Annotated in this window: 14 protein-coding genes; 4 read left to right on the forward strand and 10 right to left on the reverse strand. The window is 57.7% G+C overall.

The genetic code is table 11. From position 1 onward, the window contains the following. Positions 1–86 precede the first annotated feature (86 nt). Entirely contained in the window at positions 87–1,271 is a 1,185-nt protein-coding gene (locus J2I48_RS20200) for an NRAMP family divalent metal transporter (protein ID WP_207337310.1), read from the forward strand. A gap of 128 nt (positions 1,272–1,399) precedes the next feature. Here the strand turns inward: J2I48_RS20200 and J2I48_RS20205 are convergent, their stop codons facing one another. From J2I48_RS20205 to J2I48_RS20245, 9 genes are all read right to left on the reverse strand, one after another. After that, a complete protein-coding gene (locus J2I48_RS20205) occupies positions 1,400–6,166 on the reverse strand; it encodes a M23 family metallopeptidase (RefSeq protein ID WP_207337311.1) in 4,767 nt (1,588 codons plus the stop codon). A gap of 87 nt (positions 6,167–6,253) precedes the next feature. Continuing rightward, on the reverse strand, positions 6,254–9,310 hold the full coding sequence (locus J2I48_RS20210) for a ligand-binding sensor domain-containing protein (RefSeq protein ID WP_207337312.1): 3,057 nt from the start codon (positions 9,308–9,310) through the stop codon (positions 6,254–6,256). 7 nt (positions 9,311–9,317) lie between these two features. Then, positions 9,318–9,935 (reverse strand): LuxR C-terminal-related transcriptional regulator, encoded by a 618-nt coding sequence (locus J2I48_RS20215; RefSeq protein WP_207337313.1) that lies wholly within the window; start codon positions 9,933–9,935, stop codon positions 9,318–9,320. A 101-nt stretch (positions 9,936–10,036) separates the two neighbouring features. Beyond that, positions 10,037–10,537: a SixA phosphatase family protein gene (locus tag J2I48_RS20220; RefSeq protein ID WP_207337314.1), complete on the reverse strand. Its 501-nt coding sequence runs from the start codon at positions 10,535–10,537 to the stop codon at positions 10,037–10,039. Positions 10,538–10,608: 71 nt separating this feature from the next. Then, positions 10,609–11,358: a hypothetical protein gene (locus J2I48_RS20225; protein WP_207337315.1), complete on the reverse strand. Its 750-nt coding sequence runs from the start codon at positions 11,356–11,358 to the stop codon at positions 10,609–10,611. A 178-nt stretch (positions 11,359–11,536) separates the two neighbouring features. Next, positions 11,537–11,977, reverse strand: a complete 441-nt coding sequence (locus tag J2I48_RS20230; protein ID WP_207337316.1) for an ester cyclase — start codon at positions 11,975–11,977, stop codon at positions 11,537–11,539. Positions 11,978–11,988: 11 nt separating this feature from the next. Beyond that, complete coding sequence (locus J2I48_RS20235) at positions 11,989–12,603, reverse strand: DinB family protein (RefSeq protein ID WP_207337317.1); 615 nt, start codon at positions 12,601–12,603, stop codon at positions 11,989–11,991. Positions 12,604–12,688: 85 nt separating this feature from the next. Further along, positions 12,689–13,498, reverse strand: coding sequence for a DUF6597 domain-containing transcriptional factor (locus J2I48_RS20240; protein ID WP_207337318.1), 810 nt, complete (start codon positions 13,496–13,498; stop codon positions 12,689–12,691). A gap of 36 nt (positions 13,499–13,534) precedes the next feature. Continuing rightward, positions 13,535–13,846 carry an EthD family reductase gene (locus tag J2I48_RS20245; protein WP_207337319.1) on the reverse strand — a complete coding sequence of 104 codons (312 nt, stop codon included), beginning with the start codon at positions 13,844–13,846 and terminating at the stop codon, positions 13,535–13,537. 187 nt (positions 13,847–14,033) lie between these two features. On the opposite strand from J2I48_RS20245, the gene J2I48_RS20250 reads away from it, so the two are divergent. From J2I48_RS20250 to J2I48_RS20260, 3 genes are all read left to right on the forward strand, one after another. After that, entirely contained in the window at positions 14,034–16,082 is a 2,049-nt protein-coding gene (locus J2I48_RS20250) for a CHU_0125 family OmpA-like outer membrane integrity protein (protein WP_207337320.1), read from the forward strand. A gap of 194 nt (positions 16,083–16,276) precedes the next feature. After that, complete coding sequence (locus J2I48_RS20255) at positions 16,277–17,386, forward strand: carboxypeptidase-like regulatory domain-containing protein (protein ID WP_207337321.1); 1,110 nt, start codon at positions 16,277–16,279, stop codon at positions 17,384–17,386. A gap of 70 nt (positions 17,387–17,456) precedes the next feature. After that, entirely contained in the window at positions 17,457–18,245 is a 789-nt protein-coding gene (locus tag J2I48_RS20260) for a TspO/MBR family protein (protein ID WP_207337322.1), read from the forward strand. 121 nt (positions 18,246–18,366) lie between these two features. On the opposite strand, the gene J2I48_RS20265 is transcribed toward J2I48_RS20260, so the two are convergent. After that, entirely contained in the window at positions 18,367–19,356 is a 990-nt protein-coding gene (locus J2I48_RS20265; RefSeq protein WP_229376559.1) for an aldo/keto reductase, read from the reverse strand. Positions 19,357–19,467: the final 111 nt, after the last annotated feature.

Below are 19,467 nucleotides of genomic sequence, written 5' to 3' on the forward strand. Positions count from 1 at the left end.
CCGCCGGTGCGGCATGGGTTTGCTCTAGCGAAAGCAACAATCCGAAATCCGCAACGGCGGACCGCCCCAATCCGAAATCTTCTCTTATGCCCAAATCTCTCTCCCTTCGTGCTGGTCTTGGCAGCATTCTGTTCTGGTCTGTTATTTCGGCGGCGTTTATTGGGCCGGGTTCGGTAACGGCCTGTGCCATGGCAGGTTCCAAATACGGGCTGAATCTGCTGTGGGTGCTTACGTTTGCCACGCTCGGCACGGTCTGGTTGCAAGAGGCAGCCTCGCGCATTACGATCACGACAGGGCGTGATCTGGGGCAGGTAATTCGGCAGAGTTATTCGGGAAAAACTGGCCTACGGGTGGCCTGGGCGCTGTTTCTGGCTATTTTTTTGGGGTGCGCGGCCTATCAGGCGGGTAACATTCTGGGAGCCGTGGCGGGGCTTTCTCTCATGACGGGTCTGCCCGCGCCCACGCTCACGGTGGTGGTGGGTCTAGCCTGCGTTGGGCTGCTCTGGGTAGGGTCTACGCAGAACCTCGCCAACTTTCTGGGCATTATTGTTTTTGCCATGGGTGGGGCCTTTGTCTATGTGGCCTTCGGCGCACCCGTCACGCCCGGTGCCGTGGCCAAGGCACTGGTGGTACCCAACCTGCCTGGCGGCTCACTGCTGCTGGTCAACGGGCTAATCGGTACCACCATTGTGCCCTACAACCTCTTTTTCGGGTCCAGCATTTCGCCTAACCAATCCCTTGCCGATATGCGGCTGGGTATCTGGGTAGCGGTCATTCTGGGCGGCATCATTTCGGTGGTGTTGCTGCTGGCAGGCATGCTTATTCCGGACGATTTTTCGTACCCCCACATGGCTACGGTCCTCGCCGAACGGTTGGGACCGTGGGCGGGGAATCTGTTTGCGTTTGGCCTGTTTGCGGCGGGTTTTGCCTCGTCGCTCACGGCTCCGCTGGCGGCGGCTATTACGGCGCAGAGCCTGCTAAACGTACCTAAAAACAGCCCCATTTTTCGGGGAATCTGGCTGGTGGTGCTGACCACGGGTGTCACGTTTGGCCTGTTCAACGTGACGCCTATTCCCGTAATAGTGGCCGTACAGGCCATAAACGGCATTTTATTGCCCTTTGTCACGGTGTTTCTCTGGCGGGTTGTCAACGACCGGGCTTTGCTGGGCGAACACCGTAATTCAACGGGCCAAAACGTGGCCATGGGCTTCGTCGTACTCGTTACGGCCATGCTGGGCGGCTGGAATGTGTGGCTGGCCGTGGTTCGGTAGGGGCATACACTTCCTTCAGAAAGCGAATGGCATCTCAGAGCAGCAGCAGGCCCGCTACAGCAACGCCAATGGCCAATAAAGAAAGAATTAGCCCGATTAAAGCGCGGTAGCGTTTGAGCGGGCGCATACTAGGGGAACACGGCTTTTGCTACCCATCCGGTTTTGGTACCGGCGGCTCCCGTTGCTTTTACATAATAGAGACTTCCCGGCGTGCCATCGAGTTGCGCGTAGATGTCGCCCAAGTTGCCCGCCACAGTCCCTTCGGGCGACCCATTGCCGAAGCTGAATTGGCCCGGTGCCAGCCCTACCGCCTGCTCATAGAGGCTGTTTGTGACGGGAACATACGTCTGCCCGTTGGCGTCGTAGAAGTCCCAGTCGATGGTTTCTGAGGAGGGAGACCCTCGCCGCTCGACGGCAAAATGCAGGTGGTCGCCGTTGGTATTGCCCGAATTGCCCGATAGCGCGAGCAGATCGCCCGCATTGACCCGCTGCCCTACCGTCACGTTGATAGACGACCCCGTCAGGTGGCCGTAGACCGCATACGACAGGTCGTCGTGGCGCACTCGGATAATGTTGCCAGTGTCGGCGGTACCTCGCGTACCGATGTCCTGATTGGGGTGAACCCGCACGATATCGACCACCAGGCCATCCATGGCGGCCAACACCTTGGTACCGCGCGGTACACCAAGGTCGACGGCGAACTGCTGCGCGCCTGTATGGGAGGCCGCTCCGCCCCGACCCTGCACACACGGCACCTTCGTACCCGGCGCAAACGGCAGTGTATAGTGCAGGTCTGATTTGGTAGTGTTGAAGCGGATACCGACCGCCATTGGCATCCCGCCCGGCAGAAAATCGGTGATCTCACGCCCGGCATTCACCGTGCCTTCGTAGAGCTGCGTGGTGGACTTGGGATTAAGCGGCACAATAGTACCGAACCGAAGGCTGTTGCCTGTCAAGGTCAACGATGACTCGTCTTTGGCGTGGAGAGGGCCAATTTCGGCAAAATCGTTCGAGTCGTTGACCAATTCCACCACAAAGGTGCGGTCGTTGAGTGTCAGTTTGAACCGAAACTTGTTTTCGTACCCTTCGTGGTCTTTTAGGTGTGGCAGGTTCATGGTGTGAAGTTCGGTTCGCCCACTAATACCCACCCCGCCCGGCTTTTTCACATCGACTTTGGTGCCGTCGGGTTTCGTCACGGTGGCTTCTACGCCATGTTGCGCCGCCGATTCGATGATCGCTTTGGCTTCGCTTGCCCCGCTTTCGGCGTATTTCTTCGCCAGGTTTTCTTTTGCCGTTTTGGCTTGTTCGGGTGTTAGGGCACCCCCTTTCTGAAGGTCGTCGATCAACTGCATACCCTCTTTGAACTGCGCATTGCTGGGGTCTTTTGGTTTTTCGGGTTCGACGGTGGTGGCCCCGCTGCCCATGTAGGCGTTCAACGCTTTCTCTTTCAATTCGGCTTTTTTCGCTGGCGAGAGCGATTTGTCGTTGTCGATGGCGTTCAGGCTTCGGTCGAGGCGGCGTTCCATTGTTTTCTGCACGTCGAGTTTAGCGGCTTCCTGGGCAATTGTTTTGGCGGCTTCCATTGAAGTCTGGAACGTCTGTATGGCGTTTTTCTGGTTTTCGGCTAGCCCCGTAATGTCTTTAAACAGGCTGGCCTGACCCAATACGCCCAGCGTGGCGGCGAGGCCCGTAGGGTCGGGGGCGTTGGGTGCATTCTGGATGCTGACCAACGACTGCGGCAGGGCCGACGGCTGCAAGGTGCCGGGGTCGGCGCGGCGGCTGTCGGTGCTGATTGGGCTAATGGCCGTGGGGCTGTCGGGAATGGGCGATTCCTCCCACCGCCAGAACCGGCTGTCGTCGATCTTCTCGCACGAATTGCACTTGCCCATGACGGCCTCGGCGAAGACCCCTTTTGTGGGTACGCTCACGCTGACGGGGTCGGCGGTGGCGGTCATGTAGAACTCGGTCAGCGACTCCTTCATGCCAAAATCGGGGTTGAGGTTCAGGCCGGGCGCCACGGGAAACACCAGACTGTTGCCCACAATGGCCAGCAGTTCGTTCTGCACCAGCGAGGCCAGGCTGCGGCCTTCGCCCTTGCCACTCAGAAAAATGCCATCCAGCAGCATGAAACGCCGTTTTTCCGACATGCCGAGCCAGCTGCGTTCGTGGTAATATTCGAGGTTGTCGTTGAGGTGGGCAATCAATTTGTTTACCAGCACCAGATCCTCCTTGCGCGGGTCTTTCAATTCCTCGTCGGTGGGGCCTGTGTAGATCGTGGCCGCGTCGTTGGCCGTCAGGTCGTCGTTGAGCCGTTGGTAGCGAAACAAAAAGTCGCTGTGGTGGCGAGTGCGGTAGCGCATCGACCCCGACTGCACGGTGGCGAATGAGCCTTCGGTGAGTACATCTTTGGTCGGGTCAATACCGATGCGCAGGTAGTGGAACCGGTCGCGGGGCAGACCCGTTGGCCCCTGTATCCGTAGCGATACCGTCAGCAACCCGTTGCGCACATACCTCGACGACACCGAAGGGTCGAACGTAATGGCACCGATGCCGTTACCCCCTTCGTTTTGTACCGTAAACAGCAGTGAATCAACAAATTGGCGGGCAATGCGTTCGCCAAGCATTTGGTGGAATACGGCGTCTTTGTCAGCCGCGTTGGCGAGGAAATCGGTATAGAATTCGGTGGGGTTGTTCACCACGCTTCTTAGCTTGGCCCAGTTGGCTTCGATAATTCGCCCGACCTTCTTTTTGTGCCAGATCGGCCCCAGTCCGCCCCCGCCGGCAAACACCGGGGGGCGTTCGGTATCATCAACTTCCACAATATCGTCGAGCGGGCGTTGAATGGAAAACCGGAACTGCAACTGCCCCGATGCCGTAATGATGGGTTCGGAGGCAAACGTGCCCGACGGGAAATTGCTGTCCTGCCACTCGTGGGCCACCCGGTCGCCGGCGTCGAAACCAGCACGGAGCCGCCGGTCGAGCAGGCCCGCCGCCAGCGGTTCGCGCCAGCGGAGCATCTTTTTCAGGTCGAAACTACTCATCAGCAGCGGTACGAACAGGCACTCGCGGGCTTCGGCAAACCGCTGCCGGATTTTGAAATGCCGCAGTACTTCGTAATACTGAATGGTGAGGGCGTGGCAGTGGTTGTAGTTGGCAACGCTTTCTGAAGACACCTCGAACCGCTCCCCCTGCGATACGGTCTGAATAACCGTCGACCGCATGCTCCGCACCGAGTTGGCCGATTGCATCAGTCGGTCGCTGAGTCGCTGCTGATCGGACGACGATACCTGCCGGAAGCTGTCTTGCGAGGCCCGCGAGCTTGACGTGCTGTAGCCGCCCGATACCCCAAATAGCACCCCGCCCAAAACGCCTCCTGCCGACCCCGACACCCCGCCCGTTGAGGCCCGCGAACTGCCCCGCAGGTTTTCTGAAGTGGTTCCTCTGGCTATTTCCAGAATGTCGCGGTCGCGGCTGAGAGAGTTAGAGAGGCTCTCCTCCACATCGACGCTTTGGCTGTTGGCCGCCGACTCGCGCCGCTCCCAGTCGAACACCACGAGTTGCTTTTTCTGACCCGGTGCCAGCGGCAGGCTGTAGAGCAGATCGCCCAGCGAATAACCATCGGCCACCCATTCCGACTTAAAATGCAGCAGATGCCCGTGCGCTACCTCCACGGCTTGGTAGATCGTGGGTTCATCGTCCCAGTCAACGGTGTTGGTTGGGCCCAGTTCAACGCGCCCTAACGGCCGGGGTGGGGGCAACGGCGCCACCAGCGTAGTCTGGAAGGTACGTATCTCGTTGAGGGTAAAGAGCTTACTGATGTTTTCTTTAGTAATTGTCTTTTCGTCTTTCAGAAAATCAGCCAGTACGCCTTTCCGAATTTTCACCGTTTCGATGGTCTTCAGAAAGTCGTCGGCGGCGGCCGCAGCGCGGCTACGGTTGCGTATGGTAGCCGTTGTTTTCAGGGGCGATTCGCGGGCAATAAACGGCAGGGCTTTCAGCGGTTCCAGCAACTCAAACACCGTGTAGGGCAGTTGCCGCAGGATGTCGCCCAGGGTTAGTTCGTCTTCATCTTCAAGCACATAGCCCTTAATGGCTGGTTCGGACGTGCGCACGAGGGAGTAAAACGAAAACTCTTCCAACACCCGCTTCTGGTCGAATTCACCCGCTGTGCAGCCGCAATCGCAGTCGCCGGCGTCAGGGGTGGGGGTGGTTGCGTCGGCAAGGTTGGCCACCAGGATGACCCGGCGTGGGAAAACCAGTTCCGTTACCTCCGTTTCTCCCCCGTCTGGGTTGGCGACCAGCCGTTTCTGCGGCTCCAGCTTAATCGGAATGGGGTTTTCTGTGAGGTTGAGGCCTACCTGCGCCGTGGCGGCAATGAACGTGCCGACGGGATAATCCATGGCAAAATAGCCCTGCGCTTCGGTCCTGACGGTGGTAAGTGGCACAAAATTGCCCTCGGCTTCGGTCTGTACCAGTATGATAATTTGCACGTCGTCCATCTTCCGAACGCCCTTTTTGTCGAGCAGGCGCCCGTAGACAAAGGCCGGGTGGGCGGGTTCGGCGGGTGGTTCGGGGGTGGCGTCGGGGTTGATTTCTTCGTTCAGTTGCACCGCCACCAGCGCCTCTTTGTCGATGACGTCGCCCAGGATAAACTGCTTCTGCGTCACGGTGCTTCCTTCCACCTGCTGCAGCCGGAGCATCACCTCATGGTCGGTCAGGGCCGCCGTGCCGAAATCGACCGAGATCAGTTCGTCGTGGGCGGGCTTGAGCGTAACGGAAAAACGCTGCGAGTCGATTTGAACGCCCGTTTTCGCCTTTACGAAATAAGAAACGTGAAGCGCGAGAGAAACGGTGGGCCGGGTACCTTCATTACGCAGAACGAGTGTGGTTTTCATGTGCCTAAGTGCCTGTTAGTCAAGCCAAAATTGGGAACTTTAGGCGCTGAAGTCCATACCATGCATACGGTATTCCGGGGGGTGTTTTTACGCGAAAAGGGGCACACTCACCCGTATGGTTGTGCCTGCGCCCGGTGCTGAGTCGATCTGGCAGGTGCCTTTCAGCAGGTCTATACGTTGCTGAATGTTGAGCAGCCCATTGCTGCCTGCCCGCACCTGCGTGAGGTCGAAGCCCTGGCCATTGTCGTGGTAGATAACCTGCACGGTGTCGGCCTCGGTGTGCAGGCTAAGGCTGATGTGCGTAGCATGGGCGTGCTTGATGGCGTTTTGGAGCAACTCCTGCACCACCCGGAACAGGTTGATTTCCAGGCTCTCAGGTAGCTTGGGCGGCAGGTCGCGGGCTGTGTAGGCGATGGTCAGCTGATGACTCTCGTTCAGCAACTGTACCATCTGCCAAAGGGTGGTAACGAGGCCATCGTTGCGCAGGCCACGTGGGTGCATATCATGCACCAGCGACCGCAACTCGCTCATCGAAGCGTCGAGCACTGCCGACGCCCGGCTGTGGATGTCGCTCACCGAAAAACCGGGTTGGTTCAGGCCGCTTAGGTACAGTTTCAACACGGCCAGGTTGGCCCCGATGCCGTCGTGGAGTTCTTTGGCGAAGCGTTGGCGTTCCAGTTCCTGGGTGCGGACCGTCACGGTCAGGGTGTGCTGTTGTTGCCGCCTGAGTTGCCCCAGCCGGTAGCGATACAGGCCGTAGGCACCCCCCAGCAACAGCCCGATCAGCCCCGCCCTGAACCAGGTGGTAGCCCAGAAGGGCGGCCGGATGGTGAAGCGCAGCGTGGCCTCGGTTTCGTTCCAGAGGCCGTCGTCATTGCTGCCCTTTACCCGAAACACGTAGTTTCCGGGGGGGAGTTTGGTGTAGTTGGCCGTACGTCGCGTGGTAGTTCGCACCCAGGTATGGTCAATACCCTCCAGCTGGTACTGGTACTGGTTTTTTCGGCTGTTGGAAAAATTGAGCGCGGCAAACTCAAACGTCAGGAAATTCTGGTCTGGCCCAAGCGAGAGGTGCGGCTGACTGGGGTTGCAGGCACTGTCGAACACCGACACCGCCGTGATGCGCACAGGCGGCACAAAGGTATTGGTCCGAAACTGGCCGGGCTGGAAGTAGGTGATGCCATTCACGCCCCCAAAAAACAAGGTGCCGTCGCGGTGGCGGTAGCAGGCGTTGGTGTTGAACTCATTGCTTTGCAGGCCATCTGTTACGTCGTAGGTTTTAACCACCACCCCCCGCGAGGGCGAGAAGCAGGCAAGACCCGCGTTGCTGCTGAGCCAGAGGTTGCCCCGGTTATCGGGCAGGATGCCGTAGATCACGTCGTTGGGCAGGCCGGTGGCGGTGGTATAGTGCCGCACCACGCGCCCCCGCCGCAAATCGACCCGGTAGAGGCCGCAGGGCGTACCCACCCAGAGGGTTTGCCCTGCCTGCCACAGCGACCGTATGTAGGGACAGGTGAGACCCCGCGTAGAGTCGTAGTGGATGGTCTGGCGGGTGCGGAGGTCATAGCCAACCAGGGCCGTGCGGAGCGTGGCAAACCAGATCTGGCTAGGTGTAGCCTGATACATAAACCGGATATTGTAGGTCGAGATGGCCCGCAGGGCGGGGTTGTCGTCCCAGTTGCGCCAGCGTTTGGTGCGCAGGTCGAAACGCGTGAGGCCGCTGTGCCCGCCCACCCACACCTCGCTAGGTGTTCCCTGTTGGTCGTAAAGCACATGGGTGCCAAAAGCAAACTGCTGGTGTGGGTTATGGACGGGGTAGGTCTGGGCCGTTTGCCGCCGTGGGTCATACGCCGTCAGTTCGCGCCAGTTAGCAAACCAGAGTTTCCCGGTCTTGTCGGCGGTGATGCCCCACACCTGGTCATGCAGGGCCGAGGCCCTGGGCAGGTAGGTTGGGGGGTAGTTTGTGAGGGTGCGGCGCGGAATGGAGTAGCGCGCAAAGCCGCCCACGTCGGTGCCAATGTAGAGGTCGTCGTTCAGGCCTTCGAGCCGCAGTACTTTGTTGTCGGGCAGGGTGTTGGCTGGCGCAAAGCTGTTTTTCTGAAGCAACCCAAACACAAACCGGCCAGGATCATATTTGCTGATGCCTGCGTTGCCCACCCCCGCCCACACAATGCCCTGCGGTCCTTCATACATAAACGAGATCATGCCCTCGGCCAGGCTGCGCGGGTTGAAAGGGTCATGCTGAAGTTGCTGAAACTGACCTGTTTTAGGACTGTACAGGCATATGCCGCCTTTGCGCGTGCCAACCCACACGCGGCCCGTGTGGTCGCAGAGGAGGTTCGTTACGTCGCCGTCGGTGAGCGTAGTTGGGGTGTTGCCCTGGGTGTAGTGGCGGCGAGTACCCCGGCCCGGCATGGCCCACTCGGCCCGGTTGAAGGTAAACGCCCCGCCCGACGTACCCAGCCACACGGTGCCCTGCTTATCGAAGAGCATATCGCGCAACAGCACCGACGCACCCAGCCGTTGCCGGATGGCCAATGGTCGAAATGAGCGGGCGGCTTCGTTGAACTGGTAGACCTCTGTGAACGTGGTTACGAAGACCTGCCCATCTGGCGATAAACTGCTGTTAATCAGCTCGTTGTTTCCCGGAAAGAAGTGCTGTATCTGACGAGTGCGCGGATCGAAGCAAAACAGGCCCTGGGCGTTGGTCAATATCCAGATGCGACGTTGGGCGTCTTCGAGGAGCGCGTGTACCGCCACCCGCCCGGCGAGCGGGTTCATGCCAAATGCCTCCGCGAAGGTTTGCATTTGCTCTGTTTTGGGGTCGTATAGGTCAATGCCGCTGCCTGTGCCAATCCAGAGACGGCCCTGAGCATCGGTCAGCAGCGCCTGCACCAGGTTATCGGTGAGTGAGTGGCGACCCCCTTTCCGAAACGCCCGAAACCCCACCCCGTCGAACCGATTTAGCCCGTTCTGCGTAGCAAACCACACAAAACCGCCGCAGCTGGTAATGTCATTGACATAGTCCATCTCCCAGCCCTCGCGTTGGCCGTAGTGCTCGAACTGAAACGGTTCGGGCGGCGGGGTTGGCTGGGTCAGCCCAATTAGCGGGCTAACAAGTAGCAGGCAAAATAGACGACAACGCATAGGGCGGTCAGAGCAGGCAATGCTGCCGGGCAAACCGGATCAGTTCTACGTTGTTGTGGACACCCAGTTTGCGGTAGATATTCTTCCGGTGCGTTTCGACGGTGCGGGTGCTGAGGCAAAGCCGGTCGGCAATCTGATGGTTGGCAATGCCCTGTGCCACTAGCTGAACAATGTCAACTTCGCGGTCGGTGAGGCTGGTTCGGTCGAGGCCATGCTGCCGGTTTTGCAGTTGTTGCAGGTAGGCAGCGGGCAAATAGGGGGTGCCCGCCGATACACATGCCAGGCCTGCGAGCAACTCGTCGTAGCCCGCGCTTTTCACGCAGTAGCCCGTTGCGCCAGCCTGCATCATGCGCCGAACCGAACTGATGTCATCGAGCATCGACACGGCCAGCATGGGTAACGTGGGATAAACAGCCCGAACAACCTCCGCCAGTTCGATCCCTGACCCATCGGGCAGATCAACGTCGAGCAATAACAGATCAACGGGGTGCCGGGCCAGAAACGGCATTACCTCGGCCACCGTATGCACCATCCCTGCCACCGCGTAGGCTGGTGTTTGGGCGAGCATAAACCGCAGGCCGTCGGCAAACAGCCGGTGATCGTCGATGATAAGTAGCTGCCTCATAATCAGTTGATGTAGTGCAGCGAATGTATCTATTCCTGATTGTCCCTGAAAGCTATTTTTAGTAAACGCAGGTGAGCAGGTATTGGGCTTTGCGGCGCATATCAATGCGCCGCTGCTCCGTAGCGAGCCTCAACCACCGAAATCCGGATAGGGCTGAACCACTGCCTTTTGCGCGTAACAATCAGCAGCCGGTCGAATTCCTGGTCGCCGATGGTGGTGGCGGTGGGGGTAGCGCCCAAGGCCCGTGCCGTTTCCAGAATAGTGTTGCTGTGACCCACCACCAGGCTGTTCGGCTGTGTTTTCAGGAAATTGGCGAAGCCCGCGAGCGTGTCGGCACCGTAGAGTGTGATGGGTACGCTGATAACCTCTGAGAGCGGTTGCGCCGTTTGGCGGGTACGGAGCGTGTTAGTACTGAAAATCCGCTGAATGCCCTTGCTTTTCAGCGAATCGGCCAGAACGCGGGTACGGGTCACCCCGGCGGGCGTGATGGCATCGGCGTTGGGCACCCGGTCGGCATGGCGAACAATGTAGTAGGTGCGGGTGCTGCAATTCACCATGAGCAGGAGCAGTCCGACGAAGATGGGTAATCTCAAAAATGGCATAATGGCGGGATGGTATACAGGTGTGATACGGATTGTGGTGAGAACGACTAGACAAACGAATGTAATTAAGCTCACTGCGTTCGCTCGTAGAGGACGTTGCCAGTACCCCGGTTGAGGTGCATGCCCTGGCCATTGCTGGATAGCACAAATTGCCCCCATACCTGGTCAGGTACTTTTTGCTGCGTGGCATGTAGCCAGATTTGGTTGCCCTTCGTGTACCAAACCAAACCCTGTTCAACATTGACCCCATCCGCCCCCGTATTCAGGCTCGACGACCCATCGGCCCCGTCGTAGCTGGCCAAGGCCTGCCCCCCGCCTGATCCCAGCCGCCCGTCGGGGAAAAAATAGAGCAGGGTACGCGTGGAGGCGTGAAGCCCTTCGCTGCGGTAGCTACTCGTGTGCGCCCACACGCCTACCAGTCGGCCGTCGCGTGGGAGGCGGTCATTAGGTGCGGTCGGTGTGCTGCGTTGTGCCTGGGGTGCCGCCGCCCGCCCACCCGCGCCAAGTCGGGACAGCATACCCGCCATGATGGGCGTGTTGTTGAGGCCCACCCCAAACGCCAGCTGCGCCCCGTTGAGCTGCGCCTCGAACTGAAACACCGAGCCATCTTTGGGGTAGGTGGCCGTGCCTGCCGCCTGACCACCCTGGGCTATGCCCTGCAAGACATACAGTTCCTTCAGGCCCTGCGCCTCCATGATGATGCTCCCAGTTAGCTGCGTCCCCTCGACGCGGAACGTGATGGTAGATGGATACGCCAGGGCGGTATTTTGCGCCGACGTGAGCGTGCCCTGCCACGACGTACCTCCCAGCGACTGCGCCACACTGGTAGTAGATAGGGCTAAAGCTGAGACAAATAAAATGCTGATAACCAGACTTCTATTAAAACAATAGTGTTGCATCAGGGTGGCTGCGCTGTCAGGTACGTTGGTTGCAACGTTAGCGTCAGGCGCAATGTACTAATTGGTAAGTGATGCCGTTGCGTCAACTTATCGAACGTACTTACGCCCCTAACTGCTGGGCAAAACTGGCTCCGTCCCAGTTGATGGTCAGGCTCTGGATCTGGTCAGCTTCGTTGAAGGTGAACACAAATACGTGGTCACTATCGAAGCGGAATCCTTTGCTGGCAATACCCATAAATTCCTTCGCCTGCGTGCCGCCAATGCTAACGTTGGCCGTGACGGTGTTGCCTTCCGCCGACAGGCTATCCACGGTGTTACTGATGTCGGGGAAGCAGTCGATGAGCGAATCCCAGACGGCTTTGCCAAACTCCCAGAACGTACCCACCCCGTCTTTGCCGAGGGGCAGGAAATGCACCGTGGCATCTGGTGCGGCCAGGTTGATCATGCGGGCCGTGTCGAGGTCGTCATAGGCTGTGAAGAAAGCGAGCGCCGCCCCCTGACGGCTGAGGTCGGTAAGAGATTCTTGTGTGTTGGTCTGCATGGTCGTGTGGTTTATTTGGTTGAAAGAGTAGCCTGTGGATAGTCTGGATGCTGTTTTATTTTCCTGATCTGGCGCAGGTGCCGGTCTACGTGGCCCCACTGGAAGATGTAGACCTGGTGCATGTTGCGCGGTCCGTTGCCGTTGGTTCGGCCAAAATGAGCACGCATATCGGCAGTGGTTTTCTCAACAAAGCCGATGGTCTGAGCACGTAGTTTAAGGAAAAAGGCAAGGTTGTTTTTGCCCTCGATAAACCCGGTTGGTCGCGAATAGTCGGGCGATTGGTGCGGGGCCGGTTCCATGATCCACTCGGCATAAAAACTGTCGGGTTTGCTGGTCTGATTGAGGTCGGGCTGAGGTTTGTTGCTGATGCCCTCGTTGACTTCGCGCGCCCAGATAATCTCCCATAAGGCCAGGTGTTCTACCACTTCGCCAATGCTCCACCGGTCGGGCGATTCGTGAAAGGCCCACTGCGCTGGGGTCAGGTTTTCGGTTTCGCGGGTTAGCTCATCGCGGGTGCGGCGCAGGTTATCGAGGGTATACTGGCGGTCGGTTTCGGTCCAGAGTTTCGTGGGCGTCTGGGCTAGTAATGGACTGGTAATCAGCAGGAAAAATAAGATTTGTTTCATGGTTGCGGATGATTTTTGCTGGGTCAAAACTACGCCCCATCACCCAACCCCAATTGTATAAATGCGACATTCGCAGGTACGTTGCTCACAGATAGTGGCTTAGCTCCACATTGTCTTTTACGTAGAGCGTGGGCCGTTTTCCGGTAAACTGCGTGAACTCCCGGATAAAATGCGACTGATCGTAGTAGCCCGCCCGGAAGATGAAATCCTGCCAGTCGTGTATCTGCCAGCGCTGCGTGGCCAATTGCGCGCACACATACCCTACGCGCCGGATGCGGGCATAATACTTGGGACTGACGCCCACTTTTTGCAGAAACTGGCGTTCAAATTGCCGCCGACAAACGTACAGTTCATCTAGCAACTCGTTGACGGTCAACACGCCAAACTTATCAACGATCAAATTGGCGGCAAAATCGGTCCGGTCGAAACAATCACCACGACGCAGAAACTGCCGGTTTAAAAATTGCTCCAGCAGGGCTGCTCTACCGCTGGAAGTCGGGCATTCGCCCAGTTGTTCGTACAGGTACGTTACCGAGGTGCCAAGTACATCGGCGAGAGGCAAACGCTGATCGGTAAATTCGTGCATGGGCAGGCCGAAGAGTGTGCTTAGCCCCGCCGGACGAAACACAATGCCGGTCATGCCAATCCGGCCCGACACGTGCAGTTCATACTGTTGGGTGGCCTGCCCGGTCAGAAACGCCGGGGGTGCAACGGTTGTGTGCTGCCCCACACGTACCTGATAGGGATCACTATACGTAAATACCATTGAGGCAAACCCCGTGGGCGGCGATTCAATGCGCAGCGGAGCACCCAGCGGCCCATCCGTCGACCAGTCGAAATAGCACTCCACAAACGGAGCCAGATATGGGGCCGGTTTGTATTTCTGGTAGTGCATATAGTCGATAATCCTGTCAAAAAAATCCGCGTCAATCTAAACCGACTGGCTGATCTGCATTTGGGGCTGCACATTGGTGAAGTTGGGAATGTCGCCGATGAGTTCGGGGCCGTGGGTGGCCAGTGCGTTCTGGAGTTCTTCCATCGAGTCGAAATTTAACTGCGTGATCATGGTATAGGCTTGTGGAGTGCCTGGAGCGCCGCCTGCAATACCTTCTTTCAGATCCACCCCGGTGAGGCCCATGGGCCTCAGGCGTTCGTGCACCAGCGGCGTATGCTTGTTGAGGTAATAGTCCATGTCGAACTGGCTATTGGCGGTGTTAGGGTATAGAACGGTTACACTAAACATAAGCTGGCCGGTTTAAAGGGTTTATAGTCCAAAAGGTATGCCACGAAATCCGAAATGGTAGCGTAAATCCAGCCATCGGCAGCGGTGGCGCGTTAGCTAATAAAATAGTGTCTCATTCGTTTAGTATAAGACCGCGCCAAAACGTTATTATCTTGGGCCGGTTAATCTGTTTTGCCCTGTTCGACTTATGAGATTCCATACGCAGTTTTCGCTGCTGATACTGACCGTTGCCGTTGGGTTAGGAGGCTGCAACTCAGCCATGCAGGCCTACAAAAAAGGCGTTCGCCATTTTGAGGCGGGAGAATACAACATGGCCCTTGGTCAGTTTGAAAAGGCTGGCAAAGGCCAGATTGACCCCGCCCGGCTCAACTACTACACCGCCGAATCGTACCGGCTCTCCAACCGCATTGCCGAGGCGGCTCCATTCTACCAAAAAGCTCTCGACGCGGGCGTAGGGACCGTTTCTGCGCCCGATGCCGCCACCAAAGCAGCGGGCATTTCAGACGCCGCCGTGACCGATCTGCGGCTCAACTACGGCTACGCCCTGAAAGCGCAGGGTAACTACCCCGCCGCGTTGGCTCAGTTGCAACAGTACGTAGATGCCCGGCCGAAGAACAAAGTGACCCTAGACAAAGCCCGCCGCGAGGTAGAAACGCTGAAAGCTATCGCCGCCATTTCGGCCAAACAAACCGATTTCCGGCTCAAAAACCTGGGCGGCGTTAACTCGGCCGGTACTGAGTATGCGCCTGTGCTGCGCGGCGACGAACTGGTGTTTACGGCTTCGCGGAAAGACGTGGTCTACAAGAACAACGGCATCCCGATGACGGGCCTCTACAAAGTCAAAACGGGCCAAACACCCGATGAGACTGGTGCAGGCGGGCCGCAGTTGTTCAGTGGAAACGTGTTCCAGGGCGACGTGAACGAGGGTACGCCTGCGTTTTCGAAAGATGGCAAGGCCATGGTCTTCGCGCGGGGCAACAACGGCAAGCGCAAAGGCGGTGCCGACGTAGACCTGTACCTGAGTCGACAGGATCAGAGTGGCAACTGGGGGATGCCTATTCGCCTGCCCATTTCCGACTCGCTGGCCTGGGATGGCTCTCCGGCTTTTTCGGCCGATGGCAGGACACTCTATTTTGCTTCCAACCGGGCGGGCAGCGTGGGAGGAATCGACCTCTACCGGGCCAACATGGACGCGTCGGGCCGGTTTGGCCGCCCCGTCAACATGGGTCGCGACATTAATACCCCTGGCGACGAGATGTTCCCCTTCGTAGCCGCCGATGGCAAACTATACTTCTCGTCTGACGGGCATCCGGGTCTGGGTAAGCTCGACGTGTTTGTAGCCACGCGTTCGGGCGGGGTGATCCGGATCGAGAACATGGGCCAACCCATCAACTCGCCCGCCGACGATTTCGGCCTGACTTTTCCGGAGGCTAACAAAGGCTATATGGCCAGCAACCGGGCGGGGGGCAAAGGCGATGATGACATCTATCTCGTCGAATCAGGTCAGCCAGACACGACAACCATTGCCAAAAAAGACCCACCCAAGCCGGGCACACCGGGCGCCCCCAAGGTAGTTCGGTATTTCCTGGCGGGTTCCGTAGCCACCAACACCACACCTAACAACCCCCTCGACTCGGCGCGGGTACGAATTGTGGATGATGCCAACGATGCCACCGTGGCCGAAGTGACCACAGGTCAGCCGGGTACGTTCGGCAAGTTTCCGGTGCAGGAGGGCAAGACCTACAGCATCCTGGCCGAACGCCGGGGCTACCTCACCCGCCGCGAACCCTTCACGATGCAGGGCCGCAGTATCCCCGACATTTTCCTGATTAAGCCCGAAACAGACACCACGTTTAATGTAGCCCTGCTGCTCGACAAGGTGGAACTGAACACGAAATTTGTGCTGGAGAACATTTATTACGACCTCGACAAATACAACATCCGCGCCGATGCGGCTCCTGAATTGGACAAGCTGGTGACGATTTTGAAAGACAATCCGACGCTGAAAATCGAATTGAGTTCCCACACCGATTCACGTTCGCCAGATGCGTATAACCTGCGCCTCTCGCAAAATCGGGCTAAAGCCGCCGTTGACTATATTGTATCGAAAGGCATTGACGCTGACCGGCTTACGGCCAAAGGCTACGGCGAAACGCAGCTCGTGGTGAAAAACGCCCGCACCGAGGAAGAACACCAACGCAACCGCCGCACCGAGTTTAAAGTGCTGGCACTGTAGGGGCGGGCCACAGTGCCCGCCCGCTTTCGGCCGAAGGTCGCCCAAACCGAGCGGAAACAACAATTTGTACTGCGCAAGCCCTGCCCTCACAGGCGGGGTTTTTGCATAATGAGTGAATAAATCTAGCGGCCACTACGTGTCCGAGAGCGGGCGGGCACGACCGATTCGGGCCGGCCCGCCCCTACATTTGGTCTATGAAAACCGTTTTCCTACTATTCATTACGCTCACCGCCCACGCCCAGCTTACCCTCAAAGGCCGCGTTATTAATGACGCCGATGCGCAGCCGGTGCCGTTTTGTAGCGTGTTTCTGGCCAACACCACTAAAGGCACCACCGCCGACGAGAACGGCAATTTCACCCTTACCAACCTGCCCGATGGGCGCTACGACCTGGTGGCGTCGAGTGTGGGGTTCGAGACGGTGGCCGCGCCTATACAGACCAGGCAAACGGCCTCATTGCTGATCAGGATGAAAGCTAATGCCATGCAGCTGTCTGAGGTTCAGGTAAAAGCGAACCGTGATCCGGAATGGCTGGTCAATCTGGAGCAGTTTACGAAGTTGTTTATTGGCACGTCGAAAAATGCGCGTGATTGTAAAATCCTGAATCCAAACGTTCTTTGGTTCGACGATAACCGCGACAGCCTGGTGCTCAGGGGCGGGGCGCGGGAGCCGTTGCAGATTGAAAATGGTGCTCTGGGTTACCGGATTCGCTACGTGCTGGCTCAGTTTGATTATGATTACGGAAGCCGCTACGTGAGCTACCTCGGCTACCCTGTTTTCGAGGCTATGAAACCCCGCAGCAACGCCCAGGAAAAACGGTGGTTTAAAGCCCGTGAAGAAGCCTTCCGGGGGTCGAGTATGCACTTTATGCGGGCGCTTTGTGCCGGTATGACCGAGCAGCAGGGCTTTGTGATTCGGCGTATTATTGAACGAAAAGACAGCTCGAAAACGGCCCTGACTAACCGGGTAAAAATAGAACGGTATCTGGTAAAAGACCCCCTGCCTGGCTCTTTCCTGGTCGACAGTGATTCATCATCGGCCGAACTGACAAAAGTGCAGTTTGAAAACCTGGTGCAGGTAACGTATACGCTTGAAAAAGAGGCAACAGAGTACCGAAACGAGCACACAACTTTCAACTCGAGTACATTCACTGCGCCTCCCCAAACGTCGATCATGCGACTGGTACAGCCTTACATCCTGGTCGAAGCCAACGGCAACTATTACAACCCGCTGGGCGTCATTTTTGAGGGGTATTGGGGCTGGGAAAAAATGGCCGATATGCTGCCGTTTACGTACGAACCTTAACAGGTGAGGCTGTTTGTCTGTTTGGTTGTTTGTTGGTTTGTCTGTTTTGCATCAATAATCCCCCCTTCTCATGCTGAATGATCGTCTACGTCAGATTCTGGTTGTCTTCGTCACGGTGTCGCTCATTGTCATGAACGGCCTGTCGAATGTGCGCATGTTCGGCCCTACCACCAACGCAGACGTTTCGGCCAAATACACTACGCTGGTGACACCAGCAGGCTATGCGTTTTCTATTTGGGGACTCATTTTTCTGGGTCTGCTGGGCTTTGCCGTTTATCAGGCGCTACCCTCGCAACGCCATAACCCCCGTTTCCGCGCCGCTGGCCCCTGGTACATCATCAACGGCATCGGCAACGCGCTTTGGAGTCCCATTTTCAACCAGGAGTGGATCGGCACGGCGCTGGTGGTAATCCTGCTGATGTTTGCCAGCCTGTTTATGGTCATGGAAGGTCTGCGCATCAACCCCCGCACCGAGGCCGCTATGATGCGCCCTGTGAAAGCCCCCGAAACCTGGCTGGCACGCGTACCTTTCTCGGTTTATTTCGGCTGGCTCACCGTGGCCACGATCCTCAACATCACACTCTGGCTCAAAGCGACCAACTTTAGTCTGTCGGGTATTTCCGAGACTGTCTGGGCATCGGGCGTGCTAGTACTGGCCCTTGTTGTGGGTGCAGTGTTGTACAATCGGTACCGTAGCGTGGCCTACATGCTGGTGTTTACGTGGGCCTATGCCGCCATCGCCGTAAAACAGGCCACTTACCCCACGCTCCAAATTGTAGCTTGGGCCGGTGCCGCCGTCGCCCTGCTCCTCGCCATCTGGGGGCTGATTGCCCCACGGCAGCAACGGGCAATCGTTTAAGGGAGTGATAAGTGGTGAGTGGTAAGCGGCCCGCCGCCCGGTGATGAGTTTGCTGCCGCCAGCGTATTTGTTCCGGCGGCAGCAAACTCATCACTTACCACTCACCACTTACCACTAGTATTTACCCGTTCACCAACTTCATGCCTACTTCCGGGTAACGCTCACCGGCGGCGAAGCCTTTGGGCGAAATGGCATCTATGTTGGCGAGGTCGTCGGGGGTGAGAGTGAGATCAAGGGCGCCAAGGTTTTCCTGGAGGTAGGCACGGCGTTTGGTACCTACCAGCGGGATGAATTCCCGCCCTTGCGCCATAATCCAGGCTAAGGCCAGTTGCGCAGCCGTGGCCCCCTTCTCGGCTGCCAACTGCTGAATCTGCTTCACCACGTCGAGGTTTTTCTGAAAGTTGTCGCCCTGGAACCGGGGCGACTGGCGGCGGTAATCATCGGCGTCGAGGTCCTCGAACTGGGTGATCTGGCCGGTCAGGAAACCCCGTCCCAGCGGGCTGTAGGCCACCAGCGAGATACCCAGTTCGCGCACGGTGGGGATCACTTCGGCCTCAATGTCGCGGCTCCAGAGCGAATATTCCGACTGCACCGCTGCAATGGGATGCACCGCGTTGGCCCGCCTGATGGTATCAGCACCAGCTTCCGAAAGGCCCAGAAATCGTATTTTACCTTCGTCTACCAGTCGACTCATCTCGCCAATGGTATCTTCAATAGGTGTATTCTGGTCTACCCGGTGCTGATAATAGAGGTCGATGTGGTCAATGCCGAGGCGTTTCAGGCTCCCTTCGCACGATTGACGCACGTAGTCGGGGTGGCCATTGATGCCGCGTTTGGTGGGGTCGTTGGGGTCGCGCACAATGCCGAATTTAGTAGCCAGAAACACATCGGCGCGGCGGTCACGAATGGCCCGGCCTACCAGCTCTTCGTTGGTAAAGGGGCCGTACATATCGGCCGTATCCAGAAAGTTCAGGCCTGCATCCAGCGCAGCATGAATGGTAGCAACTGACTCATTGTCATCACGTTGACCATAAAAATCAGACATGCCCATGCAGCCCAGGCCAATGGCTGAAACCGACTGACCCGACTGGCCCAATGTGTTAGTTTTCATCGTAATCATTTTTTGACGTGGGTGATTTCCCTCATTTCGTTGAACAGGAAGTGGTGAGTTATGATGCCCCGCCGGGCTATAAAATCAAGGCGCCGCTGGCCACCTGATCCA

Origin of the sequence: Fibrella aquatilis (assembly GCF_017353255.1) — a bacterium.
In the GTDB taxonomy this organism is placed as follows: domain Bacteria; phylum Bacteroidota; class Bacteroidia; order Cytophagales; family Spirosomataceae; genus Fibrella; species Fibrella aquatilis.

Coding starts and splice junctions, on each gene's coding strand:
- J2I48_RS20200 (WP_207337310.1), top strand. CDS start 87: ATGCCCAAATCTCTCTCCCTTCGTGCTGGTCTTGGCAGCATTCTGTTC.
- J2I48_RS20205 (WP_207337311.1), bottom strand. CDS start 6,166: ATGAAAACCACACTCGTTCTGCGTAATGAAGGTACCCGGCCCACCGTT.
- J2I48_RS20210 (WP_207337312.1), bottom strand. CDS start 9,310: ATGCGTTGTCGTCTATTTTGCCTGCTACTTGTTAGCCCGCTAATTGGG.
- J2I48_RS20215 (WP_207337313.1), bottom strand. CDS start 9,935: ATGAGGCAGCTACTTATCATCGACGATCACCGGCTGTTTGCCGACGGC.
- J2I48_RS20220 (WP_207337314.1), bottom strand. CDS start 10,537: ATGCCATTTTTGAGATTACCCATCTTCGTCGGACTGCTCCTGCTCATG.
- J2I48_RS20230 (WP_207337316.1), bottom strand. CDS start 11,977: ATGCAGACCAACACACAAGAATCTCTTACCGACCTCAGCCGTCAGGGG.
- J2I48_RS20235 (WP_207337317.1), bottom strand. CDS start 12,603: ATGAAACAAATCTTATTTTTCCTGCTGATTACCAGTCCATTACTAGCC.
- J2I48_RS20240 (WP_207337318.1), bottom strand. CDS start 13,498: ATGCACTACCAGAAATACAAACCGGCCCCATATCTGGCTCCGTTTGTG.
- J2I48_RS20245 (WP_207337319.1), bottom strand. CDS start 13,846: ATGTTTAGTGTAACCGTTCTATACCCTAACACCGCCAATAGCCAGTTC.
- J2I48_RS20250 (WP_207337320.1), top strand. CDS start 14,034: ATGAGATTCCATACGCAGTTTTCGCTGCTGATACTGACCGTTGCCGTT.
- J2I48_RS20255 (WP_207337321.1), top strand. CDS start 16,277: ATGAAAACCGTTTTCCTACTATTCATTACGCTCACCGCCCACGCCCAG.
- J2I48_RS20260 (WP_207337322.1), top strand. CDS start 17,457: ATGCTGAATGATCGTCTACGTCAGATTCTGGTTGTCTTCGTCACGGTG.
- J2I48_RS20265 (WP_229376559.1), bottom strand. CDS start 19,356: ATGAAAACTAACACATTGGGCCAGTCGGGTCAGTCGGTTTCAGCCATT.